This is a genomic window from Agathobacter sp. LCP21S3_B2, from assembly GCF_052118705.1.
Classification (GTDB): Bacteria; Bacillota; Clostridia; order Lachnospirales; family Lachnospiraceae; genus Roseburia.
In genome coordinates this window covers 1-22,965 of record NZ_JBQKGQ010000002.1, presented here as the reverse complement: position 1 = coordinate 22,965, position 22,965 = coordinate 1, and the positions used below count along the sequence as shown (strand labels likewise).

The window sequence follows — 22,965 nt, the reverse complement described above, 5'->3', positions numbered from 1 at the left end:
TATGTATGCGAAAAAGGCGAGGCTTCCACCTGTGGAAGAACATTAAAAAAGCAATAGGAAAGGTAGGCACTCTGAATCTGGTATTGATTCTGATGTTTGCCTTTTTTATTTGGTTTAATTGGCAGATGCTGTGCATATTCCGGGAGTATGCAGCCATACCGGAAACGTATGCCTGTGCTGTTATCACAGCGACAATCGGAGAAGCCGGCATTTGCGGATGGATCCGCACGACCAAGGACAGGAAAAGGGAGCATGACTGGGAACGTGCAGACAGAAAAGAAGATAACAATTCAGAAATGGAGGAAATGAAAGATGAGTCTTGAAGTATTTTTATTAGGTTTACTTATTGTATCCACACTGACTGGTCTTTTTACGGAGGCTATTAAAAAGTGGTTGGACGAGCGGGGAACAAAGTATTATTCCAATGCCCTTGCAGGATATGTAGCAATCAGTCTTTCAATTGCGGTTGGCATTGCCTATATTATTCTGGTCGGAACTGTACTTAATGCACAGACAGCGGTATATCTGATTGCACTGATTCTATTGTCCTGGCTATGTGCAATGGTTGGATATGACAAGGTAATGCAGGCAATCGCACAGTTTAAAAGGTAGGCGATCGTATGGCTTTAACTGGAAAAACAAATGACGAGAAGATTTGGAATTACTTAAAAAGCAATGGTTTCAATGAGTTCGGTACAGCCGGACTCATGGGGAATCTGTATGCAGAGTCCGGATTAAAACCGACCAATCTGCAGAACAGTTCCGAGAAGAAACTGGGGCTTACCGATGATACATACACAGCTGCCGTTGATAACGGAGATTATCAGAATTTCGTTAAAGACGGCGCCGGGTATGGACTGGCTCAATGGACGTACTGGAGCAGAAAGCAAAATCTGCTTACATTCGTGCAAGCCAAAAAAGCATCAATCGGAGATATGGAAACGCAGCTTGCATTTCTTGTTAAGGAACTGAAGCAGTCGTATTGCTCCGTATATCAGATTTTGAGAACCGCAGAAAGTGTCGCAGAGGCATCCAATGCGGTTCTTTTGCAGTTTGAAAGACCTGCTGACCAGAGTACAGCGGTTCAGAAGAAAAGAGCCTCGTATGGTCAGAATTATTACGAAAAATTTGTAGGAGGTACTAAGAGTATGAGTAGAAAGAGAAGTGAAATTGTGGCACAGGCACAGAGCTGGATTGGATGCAAGGAAGCTGATGGAAGCCATAAAAAGATTATCGACCTTTACAACAACCACAAGCCGCTGGCGAGAGGATATAAGGTTAAGTACACTGATGCATGGTGTGCCACTTTTGCAAGTGCGTGTGCCATTGCCAAGGGATATACAAACATTATCCCTACAGAGTGCGGCTGTGATAAGTTGATTGCCTTATTCCAGACGTTAGGATGCTGGGTGGAGAATGATGCCTACGTTCCGAGCCCTGGAGATTATATCTTTTATGACTGGCAGGATAGCGGTGTCGGAGATAATAAGGGTTCTAGTGATCATGTCGGTGTTGTTGAAAAGGTAGAAGGTGCCCTGATTACTGTAATTGAGGGTAATTATTCCAATGCGGTCAAGAGAAGAAGCCTTGCTGTGAACGGAAAATACATCCGGGGCTTTGGAGTTCCGAAGTATGATAAAGAAGCATCCGTCAAGCCGGCAACTCCGGCGGCACCTTCCGCTCCTGCAACAAAGAAGAAATATGTGCTCAAAAACGGTTCTGCCAAGGTCGGATATGCAACGAGCAGGAATAATTCTCTTGCCGGAACCTATGTAACAACATCTGATTTGAATATGAGGACAGGAGCCGGTACTGGCAACACTGTAATCCTCACTCTCTTAGAGGGCGCAGGAGTGAAGTGTTACGGATACTACAGCACTAAGGATGGTGTAAAATGGTATCTGGTCGCCATTGATAAATACGCAGGATTTGTCAATAGTAAGTGGCTCAAGAAAAAATAGCATGAAATGGATGTGATATATTAGATGATGAGGTCGTCATTGCTCAATCCCACACTATAAAGAAATAACGAACTACGTGATAATCTAACAAATACCCCTTTTCTCTCCGGAAAAGGGGTAGATTATAACGGAAGGAGCAATGACGTATGATTAGAATTTTACTTTCTTCACGACTTGGTGACCGAAAGTGGACTCAGGCAGATCTTGCGAGAAAGACCGGTATACGACCAACTACGATTAACGAGTTGTACCATGAGATGGTAGATAGGGTAAATTTGGACCACCTGGACCTTATCTGCGAGGCATTGGACTGTTCTCTCGATGAGTTAATTGTAAGGGTGCCGAATAAAACTCCAAGAACCACCCACACCATTAACGGTTCACAAAAGTCAAAAATTGACGAGTAGGGAGCTGCAACTCCTCACTTGTCTAAAAAGGGGACGTTTTACAGAACGTCTCTTTTTTACACTCCTGCGAATTCAAAGCGAGTGACCGTTCTAAGTAGAGTATATCCAGATCGTTTGAAATATATCCCTCTCGGATGGATTCTACATATCGCTGATTCGGTCTGCCTGGCTTCCGTTTCAAATCCATGATATAGACCATTGCTTTCTTCTTTCCAGATGGAAGATCTACCATAACATTCTGCTTGAAATAAAATCTGGGATATCCCTCATAAATGTCAAGACTCTTCTCATCGTTCTCCATTATACTCCACACCACAACCGGAACCGCAGAGCCTTTTCTTCTCCTTATCGTTGCGTATGATCCGGTCATACTGCCTCTGTAAATAAGCTCCCAGTTATTTAATAGGCCGGTGCCATAAATATGTGCTGTAGGGCACCTGAGAGCCATCTGTGCAATATTGAGATTGCTTCCGTATGCTACATATAATTTCTTCATGCTGATACCTCCTCAATTCTGATTATTTTTATCCATGGATTAAGTTCTCCTTTTGCCATAGACCTGGCAATAGTCTTGTTTGGAGCTTTCACAAAATGATCATTAGAAAGCCCGCCAGAGATAACGATCCTGTATTTTTTCCAGAGCCTTATTGGGATATTTTTCTGATTTGCCATATTGTCTCCGTTCTCCCCGTCATGCCGATAGGTCAGCGCATTGTGTGCTACGCAGCTTCTCTTACAGCCATGCCTGCGGCTTTCTTCAAAGGGTTCATCATGTGAAGCCGGCAGGTCTTAAACTCGTCCCCATAGAGACCAAGTCTGTGAGTAAGGATGTTTCTCATGATTGTAACTTTCTGCTCTGCAGTGTAATTATCCATGGAACGGAACACCAGCTTGTCGTTGGAGGTGATAGCCCATGCAGATACAGCTAAACAGAACTGAATGTATGCCTTGATTTTTCCGGCATGAAGTGTGCTGTTGAAAAGTCTGAATTCGACTGTACCTTTTGTGAAAAAAGCATGGAGATTCACACCATGGTATCTTGTGGAATTGTAATGCTGATGGTCTATGCCCCCACAGTAACCGTCATTTGCACTGCTGTACCAGATTTCCTCTGCTTTTTCGTTCGTGAGGTTCTTGTCCTTTTTCATTGCATTAAGGAGTGTTTTGTTAAGCTTGTGACACCAGCTGTTTTCACGATCACCGATTTCAAGAGCCTCATAGATCAGATCCTGCCTAGCTGTCATGAAGCTTACCAGTCTTCTGAGAGATGCCGCTGTGTGATTGGCTCCGTCAACATGGATGTGAATACCACAGCTGCGATGGGATTTTGCTCCGTTCTCGCGAAGCTTTCTTATAACGACCTGCAGGAGCTCAATGTCTTCATAGTTGAGGGGTGGTGTAACCATTTCTACTCTGTATTCATCCATCGAAGCATTTGAATTGTCGTTTCTTACCGGTGTGATAGATGAATCTCTCATGATTTTCCATTTGCGGTTCTTCTGGTCCTTGATGATGCGTGTGTGATAGCAGGTACCGTCTGGCTCACCTGCGATTGCTCCGAACACTTCTGCAAGAACATCTGCAGCTTTCTTTCTGCTGATTCCTGTCATTTCAACCTCTACTCCAAATCTCTGTTCCTTTAACATATTGTTTTCCTCCATTTTGTAAAATTAAAATTCTAACCTGTTGTAATTTTGTTCTGTTATGTTGTTGGTTGTATATTACCATATGTACACTGTACGTCAATAGTTTTGATACAAAAAGATGAATAAAATTTCTAACAAGTTAGAATAAAATGTTGACAGGAATAAGGCATTGAATTATAATGAGTAAAACAGGAAACACAGTTACGGAATTGATAAAAAGGAGCAGATATGATATCATATAGACCATTATGGAAGACACTTATCGACAAGGATATTAAGAAGACACAGCTCATGAATATGGTAGGATTCAGTGCCGGGACTTTGTCGAGGCTGTCAAAGAATCAATATGTAGAGATGAAACACATTGACGGGATATGCCAGAAGCTGGGGTGCAGGATAGAAGATGTAATAGAAATCCAGCCTAATCCAGAAAATGCTGAATGATGTTATCGTGATGTTAATAATTCAAATAGATATAAATAATATAAATTTTAAGACCGAAAAGACAAGGAGAATAGTATTTAATATGAAAGAAAATACTAAAAATCAGCCTTACAAAATCGAGTTTGAATAGAGGAATATGCCCCACAAAGCCTGTATTTACGGGCTTTATGGGGCTTTTTTGTTGGCTCTACGGGTCAATTTCGGGACAATTATATTCAGAAAAATATATATCGGGACACAGAAAGATATTTTTTGAAAGTGTTTCGGGGGTATCTATAGAGAACGGTCTTGCAATAGCGTAGCTGGAAGTTTTGCAAGGAGAAGTTCGGTCTTATACATCATTTCCATAAAAAACCCAAAAACCCATAAAAAGTGATATGTGTATGAAGTTTTCTTTGATATAATGATTTTACGAATACAAGTTGAGAGTAAAACCCAAAAACCCAAAGAAAAGAGGATATGTATATGTATGAATTTTCAGATGCCATAGATAAAGTTAACTTTGATGAAGAATTTTCAGATGTTGCAGATAATATAAAAAATGATTGTTGGCAGTTGGAAAGTATGAATTTTTCAGATGCTGTAGCAAAAATAAATGAGTGGATAGACAGAGTTTTCAATACATGCAAATGTTCTATAATAGATTATCCAGAGTGGTTTAAAATTGTTGTATGGAGAGTATTGTATAATGAGCTTAAAGCAAATCCACAGGCTAGGCAGACAGAACTGATAGAGAATAATATTAACTTGCCGAAGGATGTCTTTGGAAAAAAATACTGGAATATGTATTCACCTGATATGAAACTCCAGCAGGAAAAATATGATAATTTATTCTTGCCATTTAATTATGCACAGGTTGAGTGTAATCCTATATACAGAGCAATGATTCATCATATCATATGCAGTGCAGATATTTGTACCGATAGTATTGTTGATGTGTTTGGAAAGTTTGGACTTGTACCTGCATTGTGTGCAAATGGATATAAGCATAAGGTGGTATGCGTAAGTGAAAAAGATTATTTTTTATTCAGCGTACTTCAGGATGCTTTAAAAAAGCCTGTCAAGGTATATAAGATAATTGGGAAACTGCAACATTATTTGGAAATTAAAAATTTTTGATAAGCTATGGAATAGGCATTCGTAATCGAATAGAATTTGTTAGTAATCATGCTATAAACAATGAAATGCCAAGTGGTATTTTGATATGTCCCAAGTTTTAAGGGAAGCATATCAATTGCGGCTTGGCTTTTTTGTTGTTCAGAGATTTATGAAAAATTCTTTGGTCTTAAATATGCAAGGTAGTTTATCTGCTGAAATGTCACATCACTTTGACATTTTTGGGTATTTTTGGCACCCGAAGGGTGTATTTGGGGGTTTCAGGGGGAGATTCCCTCTGACCAGAAGCATTTTGTCATACAAAATGCGTATCTGGCGAAGCCGGAATTCAGTGTTTTAAGATGGTTGGTGGCTTCGGGAGGGGTGTTTATCGGAGTTAACTTTTGTAAGCGTAAGCAAATTGCTGAGATAGAACATTAAAGCTGAATTCCGGTTCAAACTGGGTAAAAAAACGTTCACTTTATAAATTAATGAAAACAGAGTTAAAAGTGCTGTTTTAATAATTAAAATTTGAGAACACGTAATTTTGTCTATGCAAAAGGAATGAAATATGGTAGTATATTTGATAGAGAAATTTTGATTTTCAGCGATGGAGGATGAACATGCAAATAAGTTATAAAAAATTATGGAAACTTCTTATAGATAAAGATATGTTGAAAAAAGACTTAGCTTCAAAGGCTGAAATTAGTTCCACATCAATAGCTAAGCTTTCAAAAAATGAAAATGTCAATACCGAGATACTAAGGAAAATATGTACTGCTTTAGATTGTGATATTTCAGATATTATGGAAATGATTGATGAAACAGAAGGAGAGAAGAGATAAATATGATTAGATTAGCAACTGTTTTTAGTGGTATTGGGGCAATAGAGCATGCACTGGAACGTATGAATATAGAAAATGAAATTGTTTTTGCCTGTGATAATGGTGATATTGAGATTCTAACCAAGAAAATTGGCATAAATATTGATGAGATAGAGGATGAGTTAAATAGTCTTGAGGAATCAATTGGAACAATACAGTTTAATGATGAAGTAGAAGATTTATATAAGGATCAGCTTGTTAATATGTTAAAGGAAGCTTTGGATGAGTATGCGAGTGTTTTTGCAACTATTCAAAATCTTCCTGATTATCCTGATAATATTACTTCTGAAACATTGAGTAAAATTCTTGCAATGGAAAATGTTAAAGCATCTAGAGTCAAAGAATATAAGAAATTTTTGACCGAAATTGAAAAAGGATCTGCTGAACAAATAAGATTGAGAGAACTTCAAGTTATGCTAGAAATATCAAATGATTACAAAAAGGACAACTCTCTCGAAAATCTTGGAAAAGATGTAGAATACGATAGTGTGGATGGAATTGATTGGCGTAGTATTTCTCAAACTGTAAAATTGCTTTATGATAGATTGGAAGAAGTTGATGGAAAGAAAATTATCCGTCGTGTGCAGGATCTTTCTCAAAGAACAAGTCAACTTCATGAAAAAATAAATTATATGAAGGTTCAGAAGGAACTTGAATCTATGGGGGATGACTGGAAAGCACGAAAAGAATATGTAGATTCTCTTTATGCTGGTCAGGAAAAGAGAAATAAAGTTAAGCAGTCTTATATGGCAAATTATAAAATATCGGAAGACAATTATCATTGGAATGTTGCATTTTTGAATGGTAAACAGTATGCCGGTCAGGTGGATCTGTTTGTGGGAGGAAGTCCTTGTCAGTCGTTCTCGCTTGTAGGAAAGCAGAGAGGACTTCAAGATACACGAGGAACATTATTTTATGAATATGCTCGTCTTATTGATGAGATTAAGCCTAAAGTATTTATTTATGAAAATGTTCGAGCTGTCACATCTCATGATGGTGGTAAGACATGGGAGAAAATGCAAGAGGTATTTAAAGAATTGGGGTATAGTTTTTATTGGAAAGTGCTTAATGCTAAGAATTATGGAATACCGCAGAATAGAGAACGGCTTTTTGTTGTGGGTATAAGGGAAGATATTTTGGGAGAAAAAACATTTGAGTTCCCGGCACCAATTCCACTTGAGAAGAAAATGAAAGATTTTTTGATGGAAAATGCACCCGGCGGATATTTTCTCCCTCGAAAAGGGGTCGAGTTTGTAACAATGGAGAAAAATCTTACCAAGAGATTTACACAGATAGATGGTGAAGTTCAACTGTGTCAGAAGAAAAATCAGCAGTTTAACTGGCATGGAGATTTTGTGTTCCAATCCGAAGAGGAGGCAGTGGCAAATAATATACCTGATTTAGAGAAGTATTTTCTGTCGGAGAAGGTAGAAAAATATGTACTAGCAACGGGAACAAAGAACTTTTATAGTAAACCCAAAACTGATTTAGATGTGGCTAGACCGTTGTTAACAACAATGCACAAGATGCATAGAGCTGGAGTAGATAATTATGTAACTACAGATGGTAGATTAAGAAAGCTAACCCCAAGAGAATGTCTTAGACTTATGGGATTTTCTGATAACTTTAAGATTGTTGTTTCTGATACATCAATGTATCAGCAAGCAGGCAATTCAATTGTTGTTGATGTGTTGATTCATATTATGGAAGAAATTCTTAAGAGTTGCCCAGGTATTGTAGAGGAGGTGAAATAAATGGCATTTTCACCATTTGCAAGATTTAGAAATTTTACAGTTGATAATTTGAAGGCATTGTTAGAGGTTTATCCGGATCAAGCTGAGAAAATGAGTTGGAGCGAAGCCGGAGACATCATAGAGGGTGTTTCTAAGGGTTATAAAAAGACATCTTATCAGCAGGCATGTCAGTTTGGACTTGAGGATAGGGGAAATGGGAATTTCAGAGTTCAGACATATCTCTATACTTTCGATGATGAAAACCTAAAAAAATATATAGAGTTTTGGATTAAGACATACTTTGCACCAAATCCATATGTAAATTCAGATGATGAGCCGATGCTTATATTCTGTGAACTTGTAAAGGAAATTTTGTGTAAACAAGATTTGAGAATTGATTATTATGACTTCTTTAATCGTAGAATTGGTGGTAAGAGCGATGACATTCTTATGAATATTCTAAAGTCGTATTGTAGTCCTTTGAAATACGAGAAGATTGGCGATAAGCATTATTTTTACATAGAGCAGCAAAATGCAGATTATTTGGAAAAACAGGTAGCGTTTATTGAGTCTGAATTTGCTATTCCTAATGCGAAAAGTCGGGCGGATTTCTTTGAACGATACAATTATTGTAATTTCTGCAAATTCCATGGCATATCAGCTAAGGTGATGGATGAGGCGGATGTGACTAATGATAATACTGCTGCTAAGCGTCTTACTGGCGGTAAAAATATTCTTCTATACGGTGTTCCGGGGGCAGGAAAGAGTCATCGTATTGCAAAGAAGTATTGTGCCGACGGTAGACGGATTGAAAGAGTAGTGTTTCATCCGGATTATACGTATTCGGATTTTGTTGGTCAGATTTTGCCACGTGTTATTGATGGACAGCTGAAATATGTATTTACACCTGGTCCGTTTACCAAAATGGTTGAGAAGGCTTGGAAAGATCCAGGAAACTATTATTATCTGATTATCGAGGAAATTAATAGGGGTAATGCACCTGCTATTTTTGGGGAAATATTTCAGCTTTTGGATCGTAAGGATGGAGATAATTACCCGGAGGATGTTGTAGGTGAAAGTGAGTATGGAATCTCTAACTATGAAGTTGCTGATATTATTTATGGTAATTCAGATCACGAAGTTAGGATACCTTCCAATATGTTTATTCTTGCGACAATGAACACAGCGGATCAAAATGTATTTACACTTGATACCGCTTTTCAGAGAAGATGGAAAATGGAGCATATTCCTAACAAATTTGTTTTTGAAAATGGAAACCATGCTCTTGACGAAATACAAGGCACAAATATAGATTGGGGAGCTTTTGCTACAGTTATAAATGAGCAAATAATAGAAATCAACAGAGATATTAGTAGCTCTGAGGATAAGAGACTTGGAGCATATTTCGTAAAGAAGAGCGAACTGGCTTCAGAGGTATTTCCAGAAAAAGTATTGAAGTATTTGTGGGATGATGCATTCAAAATGGACAAAGAGGCTGTATTTGATCCTAAATTTGGTTCGTTGGAAGAAGTCATAGAGGTATATGAAAATAGTCCGGTAGATAAACTGCAGTCTGTACTACGATCAGAACTGTATGCAAGAATGATTAAAGAAATGAAGGACAGAGCGAAAACTGCTGTTGATGCTGACGATAATCATTAATGAAAGGTGGGTTTTTATATGCAGGATTTATCTATTAGAGATAGGTGTTCTGTAAATCAAAACTGGGATGCAGATACTTTCGTTGGATTAAAATGTGTGAATGGAGAATTTAGTGTGCATTTCCCCTTGGGATTTGCAATATCTTCTGATGACAAGGAACTCCGTAAGGATATTATTCTTTTGTTAGATACAATTGCTTCTACGACTGGAAAACGTGGTTCTGATATATATAGTTCGGCGAAAGAATATAATCATACCATGTTTCCTATACAGGCTTATATGGCGGTAATAAGAGACTATTATGAGCGTGGTTATTATAAGGAAAGAGAAACACAGTACATTGTTTCTAAGCGAGGGAAAATAGACTGGAACAGGACTATCAAAACTCAAGATCCTTATGTGCAGGATAACAGTATTTTTTATTTGAATTTTGTGACAAGAAAGAATCAAGTGAATGAAAATGAGTTGATTTCATTAATTCATGAGTACTGTGTATATGAGAGTTTTAGTAAAATTGGATGGTTATTCACATTGCGTATGCCGCAGACTCCGAGAATAAAATATAATAAAAAATTGTTTCGAACTACTCTGATACAAAAGATTTCAACTACTTTTAATGATAGGAATAGAAAATTGTTCAGAGACATGTTGGCTATTGTGAATTATTTGGGAGATAGTGATGTTTCTTTGGACTATAAGTTTGGAACAGACCGGTTTGAATATGTTTGGGAGGCTCTTATTGATAAGGTATATGGTATTACAGGAAAAGAAGAGTATTTTCCAAGAACCAGTTGGGTAATAGATGGAAAGACTTATGAGAATGCTTGTTTGGAACCGGATACCATTATGTTATGGAATGGTAATATTTATGTGCTTGATGCAAAATATTATAGATATGGAGCAACTAAGCGACCATCAGATCTTCCAGAATCCACATCAATAAATAAGCAGATTACATACGGAGAATATATTGCGGAGCAGGATAAATTTAAGATGAAGCACGGCGAGAATTATACTGTGTATAATGCATTTCTGATGCCTTTTGAGAAGATTTCAGAAAATGTTGTAAATATTGGAGTGGCATTAAGCGATTGGAAATCAAATAAAAAAGAGTATGAACAGATTCAGGGAATTTTGGTAGATGTAAAGCATCTTATGCATTCCGTAGTTTCTAAAGATGATAATGAAATCGCTGAATTGGCACGATGTATAGAATTGTATATTGGGAGGGAAAAGTAATTGAGTAAAAATGTGTTAGATGGAAATTCATTGTATCTTCGTAGTATTCCAGCATATGCATCAAATATAGCCAAGACAAGAGGTGGTTTGGGTGGAGAAATAACAGTACCACCTAATTCACTTGAATTTTGGAATTGCACAGGAAATCAAATTGAAGTTGATGGGAAAAGTTGTATCGAATTGAGCATTGATAACAAATATACTTTTGACAAGAAAAACTTGATGGAATATATGGAAATGGTACATCAGGAATATATTTCAAATGTACTTCAAGTATATGAGACATATGATAGAAAATCTGATTCATGGAAAAATGTAAATTCTGTTGGTTGGGAAGTAAGATATCAAAGGATAAAGAAGAGGACTTTTAAACTAGACTTTGATATGTATATGAAAGTAACTCAAGATACAGATACTTCTAAAGCACCGAGATATTATATCTCGTCAAAAGGTGATGATGAATATAACTTTATAATTGCGTATTGCTTGATTCCTAACTTTACCAATATAAGAATAGAGAAGAAAAAAGCAAGAGATGGGAAGTGTACATTTACATTCTATCTTGAAGCAGTCGGGTTAGATAATGCCAAGGCAGTTGTTGACATGGCTCACACTAAGGCTGAAAGTAAAAATCTTGAGAAGAGTATAGATGAGCTTTATGACTCTGTAAGCAAGAAGGTAAAGAGGGGATCATCAGGAAAAGTGACAACAACTAAGATTTATGATCGTGATCCAGTGGTTTCGGCATATGTCAAGAAAAGAGCTGAAGGTAAGTGTGATCTTTGTGGAAAGGATGCACCATTTATGGATGCTAAGGGTAATCCATATTTAGAGGAACATCATGTAGAGAGATTGGCAGATGGTGGGGACGATACTATTGATAATGCGGTTGCACTATGCCCTAATTGTCATCGACAGGTACATATAGTTGGGACAGATGAGATAAAAACTGCACTAATAAATAGATTGATGGCGTATGCTGAAATTGAATTAAAATTGCATGGTAGTACAGATTCAGATATAGAGAGTTAAGGAGGAAAAAATGAAAGTAAAGATTTTTGATACCATATACGACAATGTAATTAATAGTTACTATTTAACTATAGGTGTTTCCTATAAATATGCAATAGAAAAATTTGTTCCATTAATAAACAAATTGGATTTTCAAAGAAATCCGTTAAGAAAATCATTTTATCAGCGATTGGAAAAAGATATATTGGCTGGTTGTGTCATGCCGAATATTACTTTAGCAATAAAAGATGATACCATTCAGAAAAATATAGAAGATGTTAATGAGGAGTATATTCGAAGGAACATAGATAAAGCTTTTGTATTAGATGGTATACAACGATTAAATACGATGCAGAGAGTGTCTGAGGAAAATGGATTTCCTGAAGATAGAACATTGTATTGTAATATATTAATATGTGATTCTATGGATAAGTTGTTGTATCGTATGATAACACTTAATAATGGTCAAAAGCCTATGACTGCAAGACACCAAATAGAAATATTAGCAAAAAATATATTTGACTTTGATAGTTTGCCTATTTTGGCGGTAACAGAAAAGGATGGAAAGAACAAAAAGAAAAATGATGAATCTATGAGCAAGGAAGTATTAATAAAGGGATATCTTGCTTATATTAGTAATTCTGTTAATATAGATAATCAAAAAATAATTGAAAGTAAAATGAACGAGTTAATTGCAGATCAAATTATGGATTCTAATATCCCTAAAAAAGAAGGGGAATTTAAGGATGTAATTGGGTACATAAATGATGCATTGGTTAGTGAAAAATTGTGTACATGGTTTAAGGTGCCTAACAACTTTATTGGTTTTTGCGCTGCAATGAATAAAACATATAGCATCATTAGAACAGTTACACTGCAAGAAATGGAAGAAGGAATAGAATTGTTTGAAGAAGCTTTTTCAGCCCTGGATGTTTCAAAAATCAAACTGGGTATGGCAAGGCGAAGAATGGTACAAAAATATTTCGAAAAATATGAGGTGTTATCTATTTACAGTGTCGGACAATTGATTGATTATATTTCGATGGAGATTTAATATGGATGAAAAATACACATTAGGGATATATTCCTATCATGGGAAAATAAATACAATACAGTTTTCCAAATTGCCAGAACAATTGAAGATGAATAACATATCTGCAAATGGAGTATTGTTAAAATTGTTAATGGGTAAGATAAGAATCTGCGATAGAAACGATGATATGTTGTTCAATCAAAAGGTTAATTACACCGTTCTTCCATATGAAAGAGAGACTAGTCATTCGTATAGACAGTTTAATAAGGTTTTGGGAATTGATGTTAATGATGACGAAAGTCGTGAATTGTGTGATAAATTTTTTTTGAGAGATAGAAGAAATAAATATGTCTATGAACATATGCTAAATGAAATCACTCAATACTTTGTTGTAAAGGATATTTCGCCATGTGAAGGATTTGTACATTTATATAGAACATTAGAGTTTATGAGCTATAGCTTTCCGCTTATATATGCTTCAAAATCAAAAGATTATCGTGGTTCATATGAAAGTATGAAAAAATTCTTTAAAGGTGGAGAGGGGATGGGAGAACTTAAGTTTTTGGGTTACTTTTTGAAGGAATTGTTTGCGGATGAACAAATGATGTATGATTTCGAATTTGAAATATTGTTTGATATTGAGGAAGTGGATATTTTGAGGGAGGATTTTCATAAGTCCATAAAAATGGATTTATATACTTTTGAAAATAATACTTTGAATGTGAAATTTTCTAATATAAAAGATATTTTTGTAGAAATGCGAAATAAGTATTTTCATATGTTGATAGGTCAAGGCAATAATAATTTTTTGGATATGGATTATAACAAAAATGACTTGTTTAGATGTTTGAATCCCGTTTTTTTAAATTGGATAAGTTGTATTTACATTAAGATAATTCAGCACGGTTTATCTTTGTATGATTGATAATGTATGAGAACGGAATAGATAATATCATCTTCTGAATTAATAACAGAATAATGTATTTTGAGAATATCAACATTATTGACTTTTATCCAATCGTTAACCATTCTTTCTAATTCGCGGTGATCATTAAGTGCCAATATTTTAATCATTTGAACAACCTCCTGTATGGTTATAATATATGTACATTTGAAGAAAAATATGTTTTTTAGAGTTAGGATATCAAAAAAACTTATTGATATAAAGAATGATAGGTATGCTCAAAAAATGACAGTGCTTTATAGAAGGATTATTTTTGAAGTTCTTGGTATAGAGAAAGAATTATGTGAAAAGAATTTGAAAACATTGATAAAAAGTCTAGATAATTGGAATAATGTGCAGGAAAAGTTTTTGGCAAAGTTAAACTAAATTTTATGTAAAAGAAGATAATATAGGTGAGAGACAAATTTTTAAGTTATATAGGACGAATTAAAAAAAATTAGAATATATTGTAGAGCAAGGTGTAAAGATAGTTTATGTTCCTATTGCTAATCAGCCGGATACAATTACAATGCCAGGAGATATTTGGAGCAAGATATCAATTCTTTTCTATGGTAGTGCAGAAGATCTGATGAGGAAGGTTTTTGAATTGGAATAGGAAACATATGTAGGAAGTATTAACTACAAAAAGAAATACAGTAAGATTTAAATAATCTAATGACTTTTAGAAAATTTATACGAATGTATGTGATGTATTCGATACGTAAGCAGATACTGTATGTGTTAGTTTATTCACAAATGATGGAGAGGAGGTTCATTCATGATTTTATCGGATAATGAAACTAGAATTGACCGGCTTAATAATATGGCAATTGCTAAAACGATTGTATCAATTTTAAAAGAAAATACGGAATCCATTTCAATTGGTGTGCATGGAGATTGGGGAGCAGGGAAATCTAGTGTACTTGCTATGGTTGAAGATGAATTAAAGAAATTAAACAATCCTGATCAAAATAATGTGAGTGATATTGATTCTGATTACAGTGTAATTCGGTTCAATAGTTGGCAATATCAAGGATTTGAGGATGCAAAAATTGCACTTATGAGAGCAATAGTGTGTCAGTTGGAAGATACAGCAAAAGTATATTTGGAGCATCATCCAATTGAGCATGGAATTGATGAAATCAAAGATATTGGTAAGAAATTATGGAAGAACCTTGATAAACTCAGTTTAGCTAAAAATGTAGGAAAAGTCGGAGTTTCAATTGCAACAGGAACAGCTCCTTTAGCTATAATGGAAGGCATTATAAGTACTATAAAAAATACCGTAGTAGATCAAGATAAAGTAGAAGAGTTGATAGGAACAGTTGGAAATTTGATTGATACTTCTAAAGAAGAAACATCTGGCTATAGAGAGATGGAAGATTTTAGACAAAATTTCAAACAACTTTTTGAGAAAGCCCATATTCAAAAAATTGTTGTACTTATTGACGATTTGGATCGTTGTTTACCAAAGGTCGCAATTGAAACACTAGAGGCGGTACGAATATTCCTAACATTGGAAAATACAGCATTTATTATAGCTGCTGATGATGCAATGATTCGATATTCAGTTAAAGAATATTTTCCAAGAGTGCATGAAGAAAATAATGAAAAACAGGATACCATTACCAAATTGGATTATAACAATTTTGCTGATAAATATTTGGAAAAACTGATACAGGTGCCATTACATATTCCTAGAATCGGTATTGCAGAGGCTCAGCTTTATATAATGCTATTAATGATAGAATCCGAGCTGGGTGAATCAGAAGAGTTACAAGAATTAGGAGATGTAGTCATTAGTAAACTTCATAAACCATGGGCTTTAGAGCAACTTTCGACAGAAGAAATAAAAGCTGCTTTAAAGGATAAGTATAAAGATGCAATTGAAAATGTTAGGATTGCCAAGAGCATTGATAAAATATTAGCGGAACATACTGGTGGAAATCCAAGGAATATAAAAAGATTTATTAATATGCTTTTATTGAGAACTGAAATTGCAAGAAATAGAGGATTTGATCCTAATGAGCTAAAAATGGCAGTATTAGCCAAGATGATGCTAATAGAACAGTATAATAATGATTTTTACAAGGCTTTGGCAGATGAAATAGATGAAGAAGGTCATTGCAAGGCATTTCAAATCACTTCTGAACAAGAATTGGATGAAGCTAAAACAGAAGTTAATGAAACTGATATGTCAAACAATACAAGTGAAGGAGATGAAAAGAAAACTAAGAGTAAAAAAGAAACAAAGACTGTAACAAAAACAGTTTGTGAAAAAGAATCTGATTCTATTATTGTGAGAAATGAACAATTCAAATTATTTCTGCAACAAGAAGATATAAAAGCATGGATGCAAATAGAACCATCTTTAGCAGGTATAGATCTTAGACCATATTATTTTGCTTGTACCGAAAGAATAGACTTTTTCTTTAGTAGTCCGGAAGAACGTTTACGAGAACTTGCTTCGGTTGTTCGGGCAGGCTCATTTAATACTCTAAATAAAAAAGAAGAAATAAGTGCACTTAATACTTCAGATGCAAAGCAATTATTAAAAATTGTATCTCAGGATGTTTTTGTAAGAGATTTATCAGAAAGTCAACCACCTAAGAGTATAGAAGGTATTAGATGTTTAGTAGAATATCATTCAGAACTTCAAGAAGATTTGGTAGATTTCTTATTAACATTGCCATTTGATAAATTGGGAATTTGGGCTGTTGGAGGCTGGGATTCTTGCATTCCAAAGACATCTAATGTTAGGGATAAATTGAGATTATTTTTTAAAAATGTGGAAGAGAGTACTACAAATCCGATTATAAAAAGCGCAGCAAAAGAATCGCAGAGGTGATAGTTTATGGGAACATCTACAAGGAATAAAGGACAATCTGGTCATACACCTTTAGTACCTTCATGGTTAGAGGAAAGTGGAGATGACGGAAGAGAAGGGCAAAATGCTGGTGAAATTAAGGCTATACCACCAGATGGAGATATAAATAGATTTACCGGCCCAAGAGGGACGTTTACTAAATACATATCAGGTGGTGGCCGTGACGGTAGTTCAATGAGAAATAGCGTATCGCAATATGTGAGTCGTTCATTAGGAGGAAGTTCTAGGGCTACAACAAGATTAGGGTCTGCACGAAATAGTACTGCAAGATTATATAATGTATTAAATTCACTGTCTAGAAATGGTGGAATAAATGAAGTTGCGCACCAGTTATCTATTAACAATTTAGAAGGATTGTCAGCATCTAGCTTTTTTACTAAAATTGCCTCATTTGTTTGTCCAGATGGAGGACCTAACGATGAGGGAATGGCAAGATCAGCTTATTTTGATGTTATAGCTGAAAATCAAATGTTATATGAAAAAAAGATTGAAGAACTTACTGCTCAAGATTGTATGTCAATTTTGCAGAAATATATGAGTAAAGTAATTATGGAACATATTAAAAATGATATTGCTAATAAAATAATAATACTTCCAAATGATATTAATGAGATTTCACGTATAGAAGGTTCAGTGGAACAGTTGATTCAACAAAGTGTTGCTGATGCATGTGCAGAAGTACAACAAAATAATTTGCAGATGACAAATACAAAAGCAGAACAAATAACTGATTCCATATATAAGAAAACATATGAAATATTGGAAGGGCAAGGTGAATAAATATGTATAGGTATCATTTAGTTGCTTCGTTCAATAAAGAACAGCATGCATGTGAATATCAAATAATACCTGAGACAAGTACAATAAAAGTGCTACTTCCTATGCAGACATCGAATGAAAATTTTCGATATGGTCTTCAAACGATGATAAGCGAACTGCAAAGAGTAAATATTTATCCATCAGAGAGTGGATTTGATGCAATAATTATTGGACTGATGGTATATATTGCAGATATGAAAATATCAAGAAGAAAACAATCACAAGATTCATGGACAAGGGAAATAACGCTTTCTATACCAGTGTATGATAGTAAGTGGATGAATCATAGAAATACAATAGAACGAATGTTGAAATTTTTGACGGGTGATATATGGACATTGGAATTCAGTAAAAGAGAAGAAAGATTTGCAATAAGTGATAAAGAAAAAGAGCGTACAGATAAATATAGAGTTGCGTCATTATTTTCTGGTGGAATGGATAGTCTCATTGCAGCGATTAATTATATGGAACAAGGACAAGCAACTCTATTAGTGAGTCATGCTGGAGAACCAAGAGTTAGAAAATGGCAGACAGATTTATTACAACTATTAGATGAAAATTATTCCAATGTTCCACATGATAATGCATATCTTTGGACAAGTTTGAGTGATATTGAATTGCCTGAAGCTGATGAAGATAAAAATCAGCGAAGCAGATCATTTTTGTTTATCTCAATTGCAATATTTTCAATGAGTGGAACAAAAGGGTGTAATCATCTGTATATGCCTGAAAATGGATTAATTGCATTGAATGTTCCTCTTGATAGTACGCGTATTGGTTCTCATAGTACGAGAACTACACACCCTTTTTATTTAAAATTATGGAATGAAATAAGTATGAGTGTTTTTGGTTTTTCCATTTCAAATCCATACTGGAATAAAACAAAGGGAGAAATGGCAGCAGAGTGTTTAAATAAAGATAAATTAATGGATGCAATGGGAAAATCATATTCTTGTTCATCTGTAAATAATGCGAATATTCGTGGTGGACATTCACAACATTGTGGTCATTGTTTACCATGTATCATAAGAAGAGCAGCAATGTATCATGCTTTTGGAAAGAACGATCCTTCTGAGTATTTATATTCAGATATTGCGGCAATCGAGAGCAATCGTGATTTGGTTGGTGAACAATTACGCTCTTTTCAATATGCAATTCAGAAATTAAAACTGAATCCAAATTCAAAGGAAATAATGATTTATAAAACTGGTCCACTTGATTCTGATGAGATGTATTTAAAGGAACTTTCAGAAATGTACTATCGAGGACTGATGGAGGTGGACCAATGGATTCAAGATAATAGGGAGAACTGATATGTTGATTGATACACATTTTCATCTTGATTTGATGGATAATATGCAATTATTAATAAAACAGTCTAAAAATGTAAATGTTGGAATAATGGCTGTTGGAACAACACCGTTGGCTTATAAACAAGAACTACGATTTGTTAATGGCGCTAATGCAATTAAAGTTGGATTGGGGTTGCATCCTCAGTTGGTAAAACAAAGACATCAAGAAATTGATTTGTTTTTAAATTTGTTTAAAGAGGCAAAATTTATCGGAGAAGTTGGACTTGATTTCAATAAAGGGTATGAAGACTCAAAAGAGATGCAACTTATTTGTTTTCATAAGATTGTTAGGCAATGTGCTATAGAGGGGGAAAAAGTACTATCGATTCATAGTGTTAAATCTGCAAAAGCAACTATTGAAGTTTTACAAGAAACAGGAGCATTTAGCAATTGTAAATGTATATTTCATTGGTTTACAGGAAGTGTTTCAGAGAGAAAACTGGCCATAGATAATGGTGCATATTTTTCTATTAACCCTAAAATGCTAGAGACAAAAGCAGGGAAAGATGTAATACGTAATATTCCTGCGGATAGAATATTACTGGAGACAGATGCACCTTTTACATTGAAATGTAATTCTATGGAAGATTTATACAATGAGTTAGAAAGAATTGCTAGAGAAATTTGTTATATACGAAATGAGGATGTAATTTCACAAATAGAGGATAATTCCATGAGAATTTTTTAGAATAATGACACAGAGAATGTGGTGGTTGAACTTAAGAGACCTACAGTAGCACTTGGAGAAACACAATTATCACAGGTGAAAAAATATTTACAAGTGATACGTAAGGAAGATCGCTTTAATATGGGAAATGTTAAATGGACATTTTATTTAGTGGGAAACAAATTTAATACGAGTGGGTTCCTTGAAGGTGAATTGGAGAATAATAAAAATCATGGTGAACAACATCTCGTTTATTGGGTTGATAATGGAATGACTAAAATATATGTGTTAAAGTGGAGCGAAATTTTTGATGAATTCTCCAAAAGACATGAGTATTTGCTGGATAAGTTAAAACTTGAAGAAGAATTGTGGCTTAAGCAACATGACAATGCTGATAATGTGGTGGATGATGTTGTAAATAATTCGGCAACGTTGGAAAAGCCATTGATTCCTAAGAAAGCAAAATAAATTTATTTGATTTAGTAGTTGTGGATGGTCTGATGAAAAGGAGGATTTGGGCGATGAGTAGCAAATTAGAATATGATATTAAAGAAAAATATGGTTATGAACTAAATGAAATCAGTAATAAATTAAATCAGCTTGAGGCTGGCAGAGTATATGAAAATGGTGGATCTAAAATGGACGGAAGTCTGGCTACGAATATAAAACAACTTCGTAAAATGATAGGTGAATTATTATTAAAAATACAGAATGGTAAGGATGGAACAGATGATGAAATAGCAAAGCTGTTTATAAACAAAGAGTATTAATGATGGAGACTTAGAGAAGATTATGAACTGGGTAGATGTGTTAGCTGTAGGATTGCTGTATTTCATAACAATTAAGATTTTTAGTCTAAGATACTATTGCAATACAACGGTTTTTATCCCATTAATATCTTATTTTGGCTCAAGATAGTCTAAGATTAGTCCAAGGCGGAAAGGAAGTGACATTTATGGACATAAAGCAGCTAATCGGTGAAGCCACAGATTACGATAAAAAACTTGCACTTGAAGAAAAGAAACCTAAAAGCTGGTGCAAGAGTATCAGTGCATTTGCCAATTGTTTTGGTGGCAAGTTGATATTTGGCGTGTCGAATGATAATGAGCTGGTGGGGCTTGCAGATGCTGAAGGTGATGCCGAGAAAATTAGCGAAGCAATAAAAACACATTTGAATCCAATACCGGAGTTTAAGTTGTATTTTGAAAAAGATGGCGAAAAGATTTTTGTTATTGTGGAAGTTTTGAAAGGGCAGCAGACACCATACTATTATGAAGGTGATGGACAACTCATTGCATTTATGCGTATAGGAAATGAAAGTGTTCCGGCAACTCCTTCACAGCTAAGAGAATTGGTGCTTCGAGGTAGCGGCGAAAGTTACGATAGTCTGAAATCAAGATATGATTTTGATAATATGTCCTTTACAAAATTAAAATCAGTATATAAACAGAGAACGGGGAATACATTTGAAGATACAGATTATGAATCTTTCGGACTGATTGATGAAAAAGGAAATCTAACGAATGCTGGAGCACTTTTGGCAGATGAATCACCGGTACGTCATTCCAGATTGTTTTGTACAAGATGGAATGGACTGACTAAAGCCTCAGGAATAGTGGATGCACTTGATGATAAGGAATATACAGGCAGTCTTGTCACATTGTTGCAGGCAGGAACTGATTTTGTGAGAAATAATTCCAAGAAAGCATGGCGTAAGGTTGGTGACGGAAGAATTGAAATGCCTGATTATCCAGATAGAGCAGTGCTTGAAGGTATAGTAAATGCATTGATTCATAGAAACTATATGGAGATAGGTAGTGAAGTCCATATAGATATGTTTGATGATAGAATTGAAATATATTCACCTGGCGGAATGGTAAGCGGAATATCTCTAGAAGGAAAAGATTTGTTGAAAATCCCGTCAAAGCGAAGAAATCCGATATTAGCTGATATATTCAGCCGTTTAAAATATATGGAACGTAGAGGTAGTGGATTTAAGAAGATATTGGCAGATTATGAGGGACAAGTAGAATTTGATGAAACCAAGATGCCGGTCTTTGAGGCAGATAATGATGATTTTACATTGATTTTGTATAATTTGAATTATGGTTCTAATTATGCAACACATGCAAACGAAGATAAAATTCAAGGTGATACCCAAGATGATACTCAAGGTGATACCCAAGATGATACTCAAGAAAAAATCATCAAAATGATAAAGGAAAATCCGCAAGTATCAACGGCAGATATGGCAAAGGAATTGAAAATTGGAATTGCAACAGTAAAACGAAAAATCAAAAAAATGTCTAATGTATCATATGTCGGAAGTGGTTACAGTGGACACTGGGAGATTAACGAATAGAAAGTGTATTATATTATTCAAACTATGAAAAGAAAAAAATGCTGCTGAAGAAACCAGACATGCAGCAAGATGGTATTTGAAAAATAGTTTTTGAGCTAAATTAGTTCAAGTAATTATATTATGATTTGAGGGTCAAAACCACCTCGTAAAAAACGGTTTGTACCTTGAAAATTTCACATAAACGATTTTAAATTAAAAAATGGGATTTTATACGTGCTATTCCGTGTATCAAGTGCCTATTTCCAGCTAATACTCTAGGCAATTTCCGGATTTAGGGCGCACTTTTCCAGGCTGCCTAAATATTTGAGCAGCTTACGGAAATTTAATGCCCCGATTTTAAATCCAAAGAGGTGCTTCATTCGGATCCTGCCCCTGACCGGCATAGTGTCGATATTATATTTTCGACGAAGTGTGGATGGTATTGTTTCAACACCATTCCTTACCTTTGACAGAAATTTAAACTGCCATGTCCCGGTAAAGCGCTGAGCCTTTGCCCTTTCGTGCGATCCCTTTGAAATATAAACGGCACTTGTTTTATTAGAAGTCTTTGGTTTGCACTGGTCCTTGTATGGACAGTTTTCGCATTTATTTTTAGGAAAAGAAGCTCTTACTTTTCCGGTACTTTTTACAATGGAAGAACTCTTAGGCTGATTCCCGGCAGGACACAGCAGAATCCGGGTTCCGTCTTCTGAAAACTGAAACTCTGCACAGATATCTCTGGCATCTCTTCCAAGAAGATCTGTTGTAACAAGATCAATGTTCTTATCATCAGCAAGCTGACGGTTGGCTTCACTGCTGTAAGCACCATCTGTAACCAGAG

General features: G+C 35.3%; 25 protein-coding genes. 21 read left to right on the top strand and 4 right to left on the bottom strand.

Annotation, left to right across the window (positions count from 1 at the left end; genetic code table 11):
• Positions 1-5 precede the first annotated feature (5 nt).
• The 4 genes from ACTQ1L_RS01555 (at position 6) to ACTQ1L_RS01540 (ending at position 2,368) form a co-directional block, all read left to right on the top strand.
• Positions 6-323, top strand: a complete 318-nt coding sequence (locus ACTQ1L_RS01555; RefSeq protein WP_441365209.1) for a hypothetical protein — start codon at positions 6-8, stop codon at positions 321-323.
• Positions 313-612 carry an aminopeptidase gene (locus tag ACTQ1L_RS01550; RefSeq protein ID WP_441365208.1) on the top strand — a complete coding sequence of 100 codons (300 nt, stop codon included), beginning with the start codon at positions 313-315 and terminating at the stop codon, positions 610-612. Before ACTQ1L_RS01555 ends, ACTQ1L_RS01550 begins: the two co-directional genes overlap by 11 nt.
• A gap of 8 nt (positions 613-620) precedes the next feature.
• Positions 621-1,961: a phage tail tip lysozyme gene (locus ACTQ1L_RS01545; RefSeq protein ID WP_441365206.1), complete on the top strand. Its 1,341-nt coding sequence runs from the start codon at positions 621-623 to the stop codon at positions 1,959-1,961.
• A gap of 146 nt (positions 1,962-2,107) precedes the next feature.
• On the top strand, positions 2,108-2,368 hold the full coding sequence (locus ACTQ1L_RS01540; RefSeq protein WP_055237723.1) for a helix-turn-helix domain-containing protein: 261 nt from the start codon (positions 2,108-2,110) through the stop codon (positions 2,366-2,368).
• Positions 2,369-2,390: 22 nt separating this feature from the next.
• On the opposite strand, the gene ACTQ1L_RS01535 is transcribed toward ACTQ1L_RS01540, so the two are convergent.
• Genes ACTQ1L_RS01535 through ACTQ1L_RS01525 form a run of 3 tightly spaced genes read right to left on the bottom strand, consistent with a single transcriptional unit; the run spans position 2,391 to position 4,014 of the window.
• Complete coding sequence (locus ACTQ1L_RS01535; protein WP_441365205.1) at positions 2,391-2,864, bottom strand: gamma-glutamylcyclotransferase family protein; 474 nt, start codon at positions 2,862-2,864, stop codon at positions 2,391-2,393.
• Complete coding sequence (locus ACTQ1L_RS01530) at positions 2,861-3,040, bottom strand: hypothetical protein (RefSeq protein ID WP_441365204.1); 180 nt, start codon at positions 3,038-3,040, stop codon at positions 2,861-2,863. Before ACTQ1L_RS01530 ends, ACTQ1L_RS01535 begins: the two co-directional genes overlap by 4 nt.
• A 47-nt stretch (positions 3,041-3,087) precedes the next feature.
• The gene (locus ACTQ1L_RS01525) at positions 3,088-4,014 is read right to left on the bottom strand and encodes an amidoligase family protein (RefSeq protein ID WP_441365203.1); all 927 of its coding nucleotides are present in this window, start codon (positions 4,012-4,014) and stop codon (positions 3,088-3,090) included.
• A 228-nt stretch (positions 4,015-4,242) separates the two neighbouring features.
• Between ACTQ1L_RS01525 and ACTQ1L_RS01520 the strand changes: the two genes are divergently transcribed.
• From ACTQ1L_RS01520 to ACTQ1L_RS01440, 17 genes are all read left to right on the top strand, one after another.
• On the top strand, positions 4,243-4,458 hold the full coding sequence (locus ACTQ1L_RS01520) for a helix-turn-helix domain-containing protein (protein ID WP_055237716.1): 216 nt from the start codon (positions 4,243-4,245) through the stop codon (positions 4,456-4,458).
• A 465-nt stretch (positions 4,459-4,923) separates the two neighbouring features.
• Positions 4,924-5,577, top strand: a complete 654-nt coding sequence (locus ACTQ1L_RS01515; protein WP_441365202.1) for a hypothetical protein — start codon at positions 4,924-4,926, stop codon at positions 5,575-5,577.
• A gap of 599 nt (positions 5,578-6,176) precedes the next feature.
• Positions 6,177-6,398, top strand: a complete 222-nt coding sequence (locus tag ACTQ1L_RS01510; protein ID WP_441365201.1) for a helix-turn-helix domain-containing protein — start codon at positions 6,177-6,179, stop codon at positions 6,396-6,398.
• A 2-nt stretch (positions 6,399-6,400) separates the two neighbouring features.
• Positions 6,401-8,191: a DNA cytosine methyltransferase gene (locus ACTQ1L_RS01505; protein WP_441365200.1), complete on the top strand. Its 1,791-nt coding sequence runs from the start codon at positions 6,401-6,403 to the stop codon at positions 8,189-8,191.
• Entirely contained in the window at positions 8,192-9,832 is a 1,641-nt protein-coding gene (locus ACTQ1L_RS01500) for an McrB family protein (protein WP_441365199.1), read from the top strand.
• A gap of 18 nt (positions 9,833-9,850) precedes the next feature.
• Positions 9,851-11,071: an LlaJI family restriction endonuclease gene (locus ACTQ1L_RS01495; protein WP_441365198.1), complete on the top strand. Its 1,221-nt coding sequence runs from the start codon at positions 9,851-9,853 to the stop codon at positions 11,069-11,071.
• Positions 11,072-12,103 carry an HNH endonuclease gene (locus tag ACTQ1L_RS01490; RefSeq protein ID WP_441365197.1) on the top strand — a complete coding sequence of 344 codons (1,032 nt, stop codon included), beginning with the start codon at positions 11,072-11,074 and terminating at the stop codon, positions 12,101-12,103.
• A 10-nt stretch (positions 12,104-12,113) separates the two neighbouring features.
• Positions 12,114-13,136: a hypothetical protein gene (locus tag ACTQ1L_RS01485; protein WP_441365196.1), complete on the top strand. Its 1,023-nt coding sequence runs from the start codon at positions 12,114-12,116 to the stop codon at positions 13,134-13,136.
• 1 nt (position 13,137) lies between these two features.
• Positions 13,138-14,040 carry a hypothetical protein gene (locus ACTQ1L_RS01480; RefSeq protein WP_441365195.1) on the top strand — a complete coding sequence of 301 codons (903 nt, stop codon included), beginning with the start codon at positions 13,138-13,140 and terminating at the stop codon, positions 14,038-14,040.
• A gap of 198 nt (positions 14,041-14,238) precedes the next feature.
• Positions 14,239-14,445, top strand: a complete 207-nt coding sequence (locus ACTQ1L_RS01475) for a hypothetical protein (RefSeq protein ID WP_441365194.1) — start codon at positions 14,239-14,241, stop codon at positions 14,443-14,445.
• 391 nt (positions 14,446-14,836) lie between these two features.
• Positions 14,837-16,906 (top strand): Qat anti-phage system ATPase QatA, encoded by a 2,070-nt coding sequence (gene qatA, locus ACTQ1L_RS01470; RefSeq protein WP_441365193.1) that lies wholly within the window; start codon positions 14,837-14,839, stop codon positions 16,904-16,906.
• 6 nt (positions 16,907-16,912) lie between these two features.
• Positions 16,913-17,725 carry a Qat anti-phage system associated protein QatB gene (qatB, locus tag ACTQ1L_RS01465; RefSeq protein WP_441365192.1) on the top strand — a complete coding sequence of 271 codons (813 nt, stop codon included), beginning with the start codon at positions 16,913-16,915 and terminating at the stop codon, positions 17,723-17,725.
• Positions 17,726-17,727: 2 nt separating this feature from the next.
• Positions 17,728-19,077, top strand: a complete 1,350-nt coding sequence (gene qatC, locus ACTQ1L_RS01460; RefSeq protein ID WP_441365191.1) for a Qat anti-phage system QueC-like protein QatC — start codon at positions 17,728-17,730, stop codon at positions 19,075-19,077.
• Between the two features lies 1 nt (position 19,078).
• On the top strand, positions 19,079-19,804 hold the full coding sequence (gene qatD / locus ACTQ1L_RS01455) for a Qat anti-phage system TatD family nuclease QatD (RefSeq protein WP_441365190.1): 726 nt from the start codon (positions 19,079-19,081) through the stop codon (positions 19,802-19,804).
• A gap of 21 nt (positions 19,805-19,825) precedes the next feature.
• Complete coding sequence (locus ACTQ1L_RS01450; protein WP_441365189.1) at positions 19,826-20,251, top strand: hypothetical protein; 426 nt, start codon at positions 19,826-19,828, stop codon at positions 20,249-20,251.
• Positions 20,252-20,304: 53 nt separating this feature from the next.
• On the top strand, positions 20,305-20,553 hold the full coding sequence (locus ACTQ1L_RS01445; RefSeq protein WP_441365188.1) for a hypothetical protein: 249 nt from the start codon (positions 20,305-20,307) through the stop codon (positions 20,551-20,553).
• A gap of 185 nt (positions 20,554-20,738) precedes the next feature.
• Positions 20,739-22,145 carry an ATP-binding protein gene (locus ACTQ1L_RS01440; RefSeq protein WP_441365187.1) on the top strand — a complete coding sequence of 469 codons (1,407 nt, stop codon included), beginning with the start codon at positions 20,739-20,741 and terminating at the stop codon, positions 22,143-22,145.
• A 254-nt stretch (positions 22,146-22,399) separates the two neighbouring features.
• Here ACTQ1L_RS01440 and ACTQ1L_RS01435 read toward each other — a convergent pair.
• A partial coding sequence (locus ACTQ1L_RS01435) for a transposase (protein ID WP_441365186.1) occupies positions 22,400-22,965 on the bottom strand: 566 nt, incomplete at its 5' end.

What these genes read in the sequence shown, in the direction of transcription:
- ACTQ1L_RS01555 (WP_441365209.1), top strand. Translation starts at nt 6, where the DNA reads ATGCGAAAAAGGCGAGGCTTCCACCTGTGGAAGAACATTAAAAAAGCA.
- ACTQ1L_RS01550 (WP_441365208.1), top strand. Translation starts at nt 313, where the DNA reads ATGAGTCTTGAAGTATTTTTATTAGGTTTACTTATTGTATCCACACTG.
- ACTQ1L_RS01545 (WP_441365206.1), top strand. Translation starts at nt 621, where the DNA reads ATGGCTTTAACTGGAAAAACAAATGACGAGAAGATTTGGAATTACTTA.
- ACTQ1L_RS01540 (WP_055237723.1), top strand. Translation starts at nt 2,108, where the DNA reads ATGATTAGAATTTTACTTTCTTCACGACTTGGTGACCGAAAGTGGACT.
- ACTQ1L_RS01535 (WP_441365205.1), bottom strand. Translation starts at nt 2,864, where the DNA reads ATGAAGAAATTATATGTAGCATACGGAAGCAATCTCAATATTGCACAG.
- ACTQ1L_RS01530 (WP_441365204.1), bottom strand. Translation starts at nt 3,040, where the DNA reads ATGGCAAATCAGAAAAATATCCCAATAAGGCTCTGGAAAAAATACAGG.
- ACTQ1L_RS01525 (WP_441365203.1), bottom strand. Translation starts at nt 4,014, where the DNA reads ATGTTAAAGGAACAGAGATTTGGAGTAGAGGTTGAAATGACAGGAATC.
- ACTQ1L_RS01520 (WP_055237716.1), top strand. Translation starts at nt 4,243, where the DNA reads ATGATATCATATAGACCATTATGGAAGACACTTATCGACAAGGATATT.
- ACTQ1L_RS01515 (WP_441365202.1), top strand. Translation starts at nt 4,924, where the DNA reads ATGTATGAATTTTCAGATGCCATAGATAAAGTTAACTTTGATGAAGAA.
- ACTQ1L_RS01510 (WP_441365201.1), top strand. Translation starts at nt 6,177, where the DNA reads ATGCAAATAAGTTATAAAAAATTATGGAAACTTCTTATAGATAAAGAT.
- ACTQ1L_RS01505 (WP_441365200.1), top strand. Translation starts at nt 6,401, where the DNA reads ATGATTAGATTAGCAACTGTTTTTAGTGGTATTGGGGCAATAGAGCAT.
- ACTQ1L_RS01500 (WP_441365199.1), top strand. Translation starts at nt 8,192, where the DNA reads ATGGCATTTTCACCATTTGCAAGATTTAGAAATTTTACAGTTGATAAT.
- ACTQ1L_RS01495 (WP_441365198.1), top strand. Translation starts at nt 9,851, where the DNA reads ATGCAGGATTTATCTATTAGAGATAGGTGTTCTGTAAATCAAAACTGG.
- ACTQ1L_RS01485 (WP_441365196.1), top strand. Translation starts at nt 12,114, where the DNA reads ATGAAAGTAAAGATTTTTGATACCATATACGACAATGTAATTAATAGT.
- ACTQ1L_RS01480 (WP_441365195.1), top strand. Translation starts at nt 13,138, where the DNA reads ATGGATGAAAAATACACATTAGGGATATATTCCTATCATGGGAAAATA.
- ACTQ1L_RS01475 (WP_441365194.1), top strand. Translation starts at nt 14,239, where the DNA reads ATGTTTTTTAGAGTTAGGATATCAAAAAAACTTATTGATATAAAGAAT.
- qatA (WP_441365193.1), top strand. Translation starts at nt 14,837, where the DNA reads ATGATTTTATCGGATAATGAAACTAGAATTGACCGGCTTAATAATATG.
- qatB (WP_441365192.1), top strand. Translation starts at nt 16,913, where the DNA reads ATGGGAACATCTACAAGGAATAAAGGACAATCTGGTCATACACCTTTA.
- qatC (WP_441365191.1), top strand. Translation starts at nt 17,728, where the DNA reads ATGTATAGGTATCATTTAGTTGCTTCGTTCAATAAAGAACAGCATGCA.
- qatD (WP_441365190.1), top strand. Translation starts at nt 19,079, where the DNA reads ATGTTGATTGATACACATTTTCATCTTGATTTGATGGATAATATGCAA.
- ACTQ1L_RS01445 (WP_441365188.1), top strand. Translation starts at nt 20,305, where the DNA reads ATGAGTAGCAAATTAGAATATGATATTAAAGAAAAATATGGTTATGAA.
- ACTQ1L_RS01440 (WP_441365187.1), top strand. Translation starts at nt 20,739, where the DNA reads ATGGACATAAAGCAGCTAATCGGTGAAGCCACAGATTACGATAAAAAA.